Here is an 8346-nt window from a genome sequence, read left to right as displayed (position 1 = left end):
CTGAACCACAAATTTACTCCCCCAACTGCCATCAGGTTTAGGTTCAATGCTGGCTTTAAATACTTGTTGCTGAAAAGGACTCCAACCCCGGTATTGTTTTAATTGTTTAGCTTGTCCTTCCGCTTGCTCATAACTGACAAAAGGTCCCATAGCTTTTACAAAAGGCAAGACACGGAAAAGTAGGGGAAACATAACCTTAAAAAACATCGGAATTTTGCCGATGAAAAAGGGATCCACCAAAATTAGGCTGCGCAATCGGGATGGATTTTGCTTAGCCCAGATCGGAACTAATTTACCAGCCCAGGAGTGACCGAGGATATGAGCACTAGACCATCCTAGGTGATCCATTAAGGCTTCTAAATCGGCGATGTGATCATCAAAGGTATAGCCTTGATCTGGCTTGCTACTTTCCCCATGACCGCGCAAATCTGGAGCAACGATATGATACTTTGGGCTAAGGTAATCCCCGAGGCTAGACCACACTAGGCCATGGTCCGCTAAGCCATGTAAGAGTAACAAGGGAGTTTGGCCTTGGTTCCATTCTAGGTAAGACAGTTGGATGTTTGGTAAATCTAAGGTTTGACGTATGGGCATGATGGGATGATTGCGCTTAAGCCATGGTATAGGCTTTATTCTTCGCTTCTTGTTCCGCTTTTAACAAGAGTCGCGGAATTCCCCAACCTCTACGCAGTAGGTTGGGGATGGATAGCGAACCGAGAACTTGACTTCAAAGTTTGACATTTTACTGCGAAATTTATATAATATTAAACAAGGTCGATAGTAAGGTTGAGTGCAGTGAAACATAAAGCCGTCAAAGTTAGAATCTATCCCACAGAAGAGCAAGTCCAAGTATTAGCTCAGCATTTTGGATGTGCTCGTTGGTGGTGGAACTATGCCTTAAATCAGTGTATAGAAACTTACAAAGAAACAGGTTTTGGGCTAAAACAATCTGCACTCAACTCCATGCTGCCAAAACTCAAAAAGCAAAAAGAGACTGAATGGCTAAAAGATTGTTATTCTCAGGTTTTACAATCTGTGAGTCTAAATCTTAGTCGTGCATATCAAAATTTCTTTGAGGGCAGAGCCAAATATCCTAGATTCAAGTCATACCATCATCGTCAATCAATTCAGTACCCCCAAAATGTCAAACAAATTGGGGACTGTTTAAAGTTTCCAGGAAAATTGGGCATTGTCAAAGCAGTAATTCATCGCCCATTAGATGGGGGAATAAAAACTGTAACAGTCAGTAGAGACCCATCTGGGAAGTATTACGCTTCAGTATTGATGGAGTATAAGTCTGTTGGCGCAGCGGTTCCTATGGAACTAAACGCCAAAGTATTTACAGAGGGAAAGGTTGTTGGTATTGATCTAGGAATCAAGGATTTTGCGATCACTTACGACGGCAACAAGACTTCTAAATTCAGCAATCCTAAACATTTAGCCAAATCCGAAAAGAAGTTAGCCAAAAAACAACGCATCGCTGCCAGAAAAAAGGAAGGCAGCAGTGGGCGTAAAAAGGCGCGTAAAATTGTAGCTAAGGTATATGAACATATCGGAAATGTCCGCCAAGACTACTTACATAAAGTATCCAGAAAAATAGTTGATGACAACCAAGTAGTAGTAGTTGAGAATCTGAATGTCAAGGGCATGGTTCGTAACCATAAATTAGCTAAGGCAATATCTGATCTAAGCTGGGGGACTTTTGTAAATTTCCTGTCTTATAAATGTGAAAAAGAGGGAAAAGTACTGGTTGAGATAGACCGATGGTTCCCTAGTTCCAAGACATGTTCTAATTGTCATTACCGAATAAAAGAGTTGCCACTAGATATAAGGGCTTGGATTTGCCCAAGTTGTGGGACTCATCATGATAGGGACGGTAATGCAGCAAAAAATATCAGAGCAGAAGGTATCAGAATGCTATCCTCCTCTGGGACGGGGGAGGTCAACGCCAGTGGAGAACAAGTAAGACCAAGACGTGGACGCCCGTCCAAGTTAAGGCATTCTTCCGTGAAACTGGAAGCCCCAACCTCTACGTAGTAGGTTGGGGTAGTTCACTTTTCGTAATCTAACTATGCCTGGAGGAGGATTTAGTTCTTGAGCTTTTTGTTGCTGATGACTCCATTCGAGCCAGTCAGAGATATATTTGCTGACAACTTCTTTGTTCTTTAAGTAGTAAAGGATTGTAGCATAAACTTGTTCTAAGGTAATGGTATAAAAAGCGATGCAGCGCGGTCTTGGGAAGGCAGCGCGGTCTTGGGGGTCTCCCCGGAGACGAAACCTGATTACGTTGAGCCTTTATGGTTGGTCGGCTATGCAGAAAAAGGGTAAAACTTATTGATTAAGGCTCAACTGTCTTACGGTAACTTCTAACCATGAGCGACTGCCGTGGTTTCCCCCACTCGCGCTTTGCATCAAGACACAGTTAATAATTTCTTCTGGAGTACGATTACGATAAATGTACTCATACAACACATTTTCAATGCCCACTCGCGTTCCTTTGATGCGAATATCATCAGGAGCAATCAAATCAAAGTAGTCTTCTATTTTCATGATTATCAAGAATTGATAATTGCTAATTTTAAAAGCACTGTTGATCCCGATTCCCCTCAAAGCACTGACAGGGTCCGCAATCGATTCAGTGCTGCTGCTAATTCTAAGCGGCGGAATTGGACTAAATCCCCTTCAGGAAAGAAAGTTAGTACATCGAATCCTTCTTCTTCAAGATCTTTCATCACCAGATCTAAAATTTCCGATAGGGTCAACCGTTCATCGATATACTTTTCTTTAGCATAAACAAGAGCTTTGGAAATTGCTCTTAACTGACCTACTTCTACAATCTGCTCAACAGCAGATAAATCAATATTTTCTGCACCAAATCCTACTTCATCTACATCTCGGACTTTTAATTTTACGGCTTTGCGTCCACGACTTGGGTCAATCCCATCGGCTAATGGTACTCGTGGGGTAATAGTTCCAAAGTTTTTCCCGCCTTCAGCGGTGCGTTCGGTAAAGTATTTTTGGGCAATTAACTGAGCCTTTTCGGTGACATCCTCGGGTTGGAAGTTGTCCATGGCAATGACGGTATCGGCTACATCAAAGTAATCTCCACTGCCTCCCATGACTAATATAGTAGAGACACCATACTCGCTATAGAGCTGTTTGACTTTATCAATAAATGGTGTAATGGGTTCTTTATCTTTAGCAATCAGCTCCTGCATACGGCGATCGCGAATCATAAAGTTAGTTGCTGCTGTGTCTTCGTCTACCAACAGTAACTTGGTACCGGCCTCCAGTGCTTCGATAATATTTGCGGCCTGGGAGGTGCTACCACTAGCATTGGTGGTGGAAAATTTTTCAGTGGAGCGACCGTGAGGTAACTGATTAATAAATGGGGAAATATCTACACCAGAAATCCCCCGACCATCTTCAGCCCGAATCTTGACGGCACTGGGATTGGTGACTACTAATTCCCGTCCATCTCCAGGAATATGATTGTAAACTCCTAATTCAATGGCTTTGAGCATTGTGGATTTGCCGTGATAGCCACCTCCTACAATCAAGGTGATCCCTTCTGGGATTCCCATACCGGTAATTAATCCTCGATTGGGACAAGTGAATGCTACTTGAAGTGTCTTGGGAGATTGAAATGCGATCGCATCCTCTTGTAATGGTTTGTCATCCACCCCACTGGAGCGTGGCAAAATGGCACCGTTAGGAATAAAGGCAACTAATTCACGGCTTGCCAGCTGTTGACGCAACCAATCGGCATCTTCCACTGTTTCTACATGATGCTTAATGGCAGCGGGATCGAGGACTTCATACTTGATGGATTGCTCTATAATATCAGGGATATCTTGGCATAGCATTTCTGCGGCCTGACGCCCAGAAATCCGACGACCACGAGCTGGTAATCCTACCACAAACCGGATTTCTAGCCCTTCATCACTCACCAAAGCGGAGGTGCGCTCCAGCACGGATTGTCCGACACGGGTAATAGCAATCAAGCCACTATTTCCGGTACCCCGCCTACAGCTCATTTCCCCAGCTACCCAATCAAAGGAGCGAGTTAGATAATCCTCTAGGGCGATGGCTCGGCTGTCAGTGCGATACAGCTCACTGGGGAAACCAGCCACTGACTGGGGTAAGTACACGCGCACTTGGCTAGGAGAGGCAAAGGGGTCTCCCTGAACCCTGTCAATGACTAGAGTGAAATCTGGAAACTGATAGCTGCCCTTGATATCTCGGTAGGATTTGTAGCTGCGGTCATCGAGTTGTAGGAGTAACGACTCCAATTGATTGCTAGTGGCCATAATTGCAAGCAGAAAATTGCTTGTTAATTGTCAATGGTTACTATACCAAAGGGAACAGGGAACAGGGAACAGGGAACAGGGAGTAGCGATGCAGCGCGGTCTTGGGGGTTTCCCCCATGAGCGACTGCCGTGGTTCCCCCCATGAGCGACTGCCGTGGTTTCCCCCATGAGCGACTGCATCAAAACAGCGATTCATGACTTTTGATTGTTGATTACCCTGATGACTATTGAGTGATGACTATTGAGTAATGACTTAAGCTATCAGCTATTAGCTTTTGAATAAGCGATGCAGCGCGGTCTTGGGGGTTTCCCTCATGAGCGACTGCATCAAGACAACAGGTAACCATTTGTTTAATCTGAGTGAAGTCACAGGCTGGAAGCCTGTGCCACGAAGCTGATAGCTGATTAATTTACTAACTTGACTGCTCTGATAGATTTACTAGACTTAATTCTTGCAGGGATTTTTCCAGAGCAGCGGTTTCCCAATAGAGCTTTATTGCTCCATGAAAGCTGGGATTTACTGTAATATCATCTATAGTATAAACGTTAACAAATCCGAATTGAATTGCTTTGATAACAGCTTTTCTGGGAATCAATTCAACATATTTTTTCAAGTAACCAGCACTGATATTCAGGGATACATCAATGCGATGATAATTCCCGACATTCACAAACCCAAACATCTTAATATCAATTTCAGATTGTTCATGGAAAACGGCTTGTTGTAGGGTTAAAGCACCAGCTTCAATCAGTTCTTCCATTTGACCGGCGTCTGCCAAGTTTTGCCTAAATAATCCCAGCAGCTTACCTAATGTAGCCTCATCTTGATCCTTGAGTACTACTTCTAAGTCTATTCCCAGCTTGTCTTGATTCACAGAGTTTTTGATCAATGCGATCGCACCTTCTCTGAACCCCTGATCTTGTGTTGGCGGATTCTGTCTGACCCCCTGATCTTGTGGTGGCGGATTCTGGTTGAACAGTAAGCTAGGTTGAGCACTGCCTTGCTCACTTCTATCATATCTATCAATTAAGCCAAACTTAAGTAATAGTTTGTCAATACCTAAAATTTGCTTTTGGGCAGCTTGCCATAGCACTGTTCTGAGGTTAGTCCGAAATTCTCCGATTGGATTTAATAACCACCAAGCTTTACGAGACAGAGACTTTTTGGAGAGATGATTCCCCTTATTCCATTGATTTTTCAGCTCCTGATCGCTCAGGTAACGGGACTGAAACGGTAAGGACGAGTCGGGAATAGAGATTAGTAGTTTTCCGCCCTCATAGGTTAAGCCAGGGGTAAAAATTTTATCTATTTTAATTTCAATCTCATGGAGTTGAAAGATACTTGTGGGTTGACCGAGGATGCTGATTTGAAAATATTGGAGAAATTCTCCTACTGCCTCCATTTGTTGTAAGGCCAACTTTTTTACTGACTTAAAGGGAATATTTTTACCGATTTTTACAGATATATTGTAAACCTGATCCAATGGGATAATGTTGCTAATCGAAATTTTACGACGTTGCAAGCAGTCTATTACTTCCCGGTCATGGTGTTTAAAAATATTGGCAGCATTCTCCTGAAAAAAAAATCGATACTCTTCGTTGTTTGCTGTTGTAGTGCGGTTAGGAGTCATATCAAACCCTGGTTATTAAGGACTTGTTAATTGAAATTTTACGATTGAGACTTGTGGATTACAGCGGTTCGCAATTCAATTAGGTACAAAATTCTGATTTTTAGGGAACAGGGAACAGGGAACAGGGAACAGGTAAGAGGGAAAACAATCCTGTGTACCTGATACTTATGCAAAACGCCGTGAGACTTGTTAATTGAAATTTGACTAACACCGAAGACTAATACGTATTACACCCGACAATATCTTACCTATTACAAGTGATATTATAGTTGATAATTTGATAATTGATAATTTTTGGTTAACGGTTGACAGTTGACGGTAATATACACGTAAGCTAATGCGCTACGACGCGCACGCGTGCGCATAGGCTGACGGCTGACGGCTTACATATAGACTCAACTGTCAACAAAAAAATAATTACTTCAAGGGTGATGGTTAAATCGGTATGGGCTTAAGACTGGACAGTGAGCATCAACTGGCAATTCAAAACCACGCAGAGAACACCTATCCTGAAGAGTGCTGCGGTTTACTATTGGGTCAGCACCAGGGTGATGTGAAAACGCTGGTTGAGGTATTACCCACACCGAACAACTGGGATGGTGAAGCAGCTGATGCCTATCCTACGGTTGAGGGCAAAAATCAGGGAGACTATACCAGAGAGCGCCGATTCAGCATTGCTCCTGAGGTGCTAATGCGGGCACAAAAAGACGCACGCGATCGCAATCTCGATATAATCGGGATCTATCATTCTCATCCGGATCACCCAGCGGTACCTTCAGAATTTGATCGTGCGATCGCTTGGCAGCAATACTCGTATATTATTGTTGCCGTTGAGGAAGGTAAAGCGTGTGACTTCAGAAGTTGGAGCTTGGATGAACACCACCAGTTCCAGCCAGAAGAAACTATCATGATCAAAGGTTAAGTCCTGAGTCTTACCGCTTCAAACCCAACATGCCATGTTAAATCCCAATCTAGATGAAATCCAATTAAGTAAAGACGAATACGAACGTTACTCCCGACACCTGATTTTGCCCGAAGTTGGGTTAGATGGACAAAAACGCCTCAAAGCTGCCAGTGTCCTATGTATAGGTAGTGGTGGGTTAGGTTCACCCCTATTGCTCTATCTTGCTGCTGCTGGAATTGGAAACCTAGGTCTAGTAGATTTCGATGTTGTAGATAGTTCTAATCTCCAGCGTCAGGTAATTCACGGGACGTCGTGGGTAGGTAAACCCAAAATTCAGTCGGCCAAAGAGCGGATTCTAGAAATCAACCCTCACTGTCAGGTAGACCTCTACGAAACCCTGCTGAATTCCGAGAATGCCTTGGAAATCATGGCACCCTATGACATTATCGTCGATGGTACCGATAACTTTCCCACCCGTTACCTAGTCAATGATGCCTGTGTACTTCTGAATAAGCCAAATGTGTATGGCTCTATTTTCCGGTTTGAGGGACAGGCGACAGTGTTTAATTACGAAGGTGGTCCCAACTACCGCGACTTGTTCCCTGAGCCCCCACCACCAGGAATGGTACCTTCTTGTGCAGAAGGAGGGGTTTTGGGCATTTTGCCAGGAATTATTGGCGTGATCCAAGCAACGGAAACGGTCAAAATTATTTTAGGCCAGGGGGATACCCTCAGTGGACGTTTGTTGCTGTACAACTCTTTAAATATGACCTTCCGGGAATTGAAACTGGGACTCAATCCAGAACGACCGGTGATTGAGAAGTTGATTGACTATCAACAATTCTGTGGCATTCCCCAAGCTAAAGAAGAGGAAGCCAAACGCCAGATGGATATCAAAGAGATGAATGTCCAGGAGCTTAAGGAACTTCTCGATAGTGGTGCGGATGATTTTGTTTTGATTGATGTCCGCAATCCCCATGAGTATGACATTGCTAAGATTTCTGGCTCAGTTCTAGTGCCATTACCGGATATTGAACAGGGTTCTGGTGTAGCAAAAGTCAAGGAACTGGTTAATGGTCATCGCTTGATTGCCCATTGCAAAAAGGGAGGTCGCTCAGCGAAAGCCTTGGGGATTTTGAAAGAGGCTGGTATTGAAGGGATTAATGTCAAAGGAGGTATTACCGCCTGGAGTCAGGAAATTGATTCATCAGTACCGCAATACTAACTAAATATATAGCAATTATGGTGAGCCAGTGCGATCGCAGATGAGTTTGCGATCGCGTAGCGGCTCTGTTCGCGTAGCGTGGCCTTTGGCCTTAAGAGCATCGCTATTTTATGTATATTTAACCTCACCCCATGGAGCCCGACGTCCAGTTCATCGATTGATGTGTTCTTCAATGGCAGTCCGGTTGCGTTTGACAACTTGCCGCGGGGCGCCTTCCCCACCTGCACCGAGACCACCAGGACCTATACCTTCCGCCCGTTGTTCGACTTCATGAAG

General features: G+C 43.9%; 7 protein-coding genes. 3 read left to right on the top strand and 4 right to left on the bottom strand.

The genetic code is table 11. The features are described from left to right. Nucleotides 1-594 (bottom strand): alpha/beta hydrolase (locus F6K52_RS27600; RefSeq protein WP_364419997.1); only part of this gene is annotated, 594 nt, incomplete at its 3' end. A 201-nt stretch (nt 595-795) separates the two neighbouring features. Here F6K52_RS27600 and F6K52_RS27595 point away from each other — a divergent pair. Then, nucleotides 796-2037 carry an RNA-guided endonuclease TnpB family protein gene (locus F6K52_RS27595; protein ID WP_293085945.1) on the top strand — a complete coding sequence of 414 codons (1242 nt, stop codon included), beginning with the start codon at nt 796-798 and terminating at the stop codon, nt 2035-2037. 294 nt (nt 2038-2331) lie between these two features. Here the strand turns inward: F6K52_RS27595 and F6K52_RS27585 are convergent, their stop codons facing one another. From F6K52_RS27585 to F6K52_RS27575, 3 genes are all read right to left on the bottom strand, one after another. Continuing rightward, nucleotides 2332-2550: a hypothetical protein gene (locus tag F6K52_RS27585; RefSeq protein ID WP_293085951.1), complete on the bottom strand. Its 219-nt coding sequence runs from the start codon at nt 2548-2550 to the stop codon at nt 2332-2334. Nucleotides 2551-2606: 56 nt separating this feature from the next. Further along, nucleotides 2607-4310 (bottom strand): ABC-ATPase domain-containing protein, encoded by a 1704-nt coding sequence (locus F6K52_RS27580; RefSeq protein ID WP_293085942.1) that lies wholly within the window; start codon nt 4308-4310, stop codon nt 2607-2609. Between the two features lie 413 nt (nt 4311-4723). Next, entirely contained in the window at nt 4724-5941 is a 1218-nt protein-coding gene (locus F6K52_RS27575; RefSeq protein ID WP_293085939.1) for a hypothetical protein, read from the bottom strand. A 445-nt stretch (nt 5942-6386) separates the two neighbouring features. Between F6K52_RS27575 and F6K52_RS27570 the strand changes: the two genes are divergently transcribed. After that, nucleotides 6387-6863 carry a M67 family metallopeptidase gene (locus tag F6K52_RS27570; protein ID WP_293085936.1) on the top strand — a complete coding sequence of 159 codons (477 nt, stop codon included), beginning with the start codon at nt 6387-6389 and terminating at the stop codon, nt 6861-6863. A 34-nt stretch (nt 6864-6897) separates the two neighbouring features. Continuing rightward, on the top strand, nt 6898-8070 hold the full coding sequence (gene moeB, locus F6K52_RS27565) for a molybdopterin-synthase adenylyltransferase MoeB (RefSeq protein WP_293085933.1): 1173 nt from the start codon (nt 6898-6900) through the stop codon (nt 8068-8070). The last annotated feature ends 276 nt before the right edge of the window (nt 8071-8346 follow it).

It is taken from the genome of Moorena sp. SIO3H5, assembly GCF_010692395.1.
In the GTDB taxonomy this organism is placed as follows: domain Bacteria; phylum Cyanobacteriota; class Cyanobacteriia; order Cyanobacteriales; family Coleofasciculaceae; genus Moorena.
Note: the sequence above shows the minus strand (reverse complement) of the source record. Positions and strands in the feature narration are given on the sequence as shown.

What these genes read in the sequence shown, in the direction of transcription:
- F6K52_RS27585 (WP_293085951.1), bottom strand. Translation starts at nt 2,550, where the DNA reads ATGAAAATAGAAGACTACTTTGATTTGATTGCTCCTGATGATATTCGC.
- F6K52_RS27580 (WP_293085942.1), bottom strand. Translation starts at nt 4,310, where the DNA reads ATGGCCACTAGCAATCAATTGGAGTCGTTACTCCTACAACTCGATGAC.
- moeB (WP_293085933.1), top strand. Translation starts at nt 6,898, where the DNA reads ATGTTAAATCCCAATCTAGATGAAATCCAATTAAGTAAAGACGAATAC.
- F6K52_RS27575 (WP_293085939.1), bottom strand. Translation starts at nt 5,941, where the DNA reads ATGACTCCTAACCGCACTACAACAGCAAACAACGAAGAGTATCGATTT.
- F6K52_RS27570 (WP_293085936.1), top strand. Translation starts at nt 6,387, where the DNA reads ATGGGCTTAAGACTGGACAGTGAGCATCAACTGGCAATTCAAAACCAC.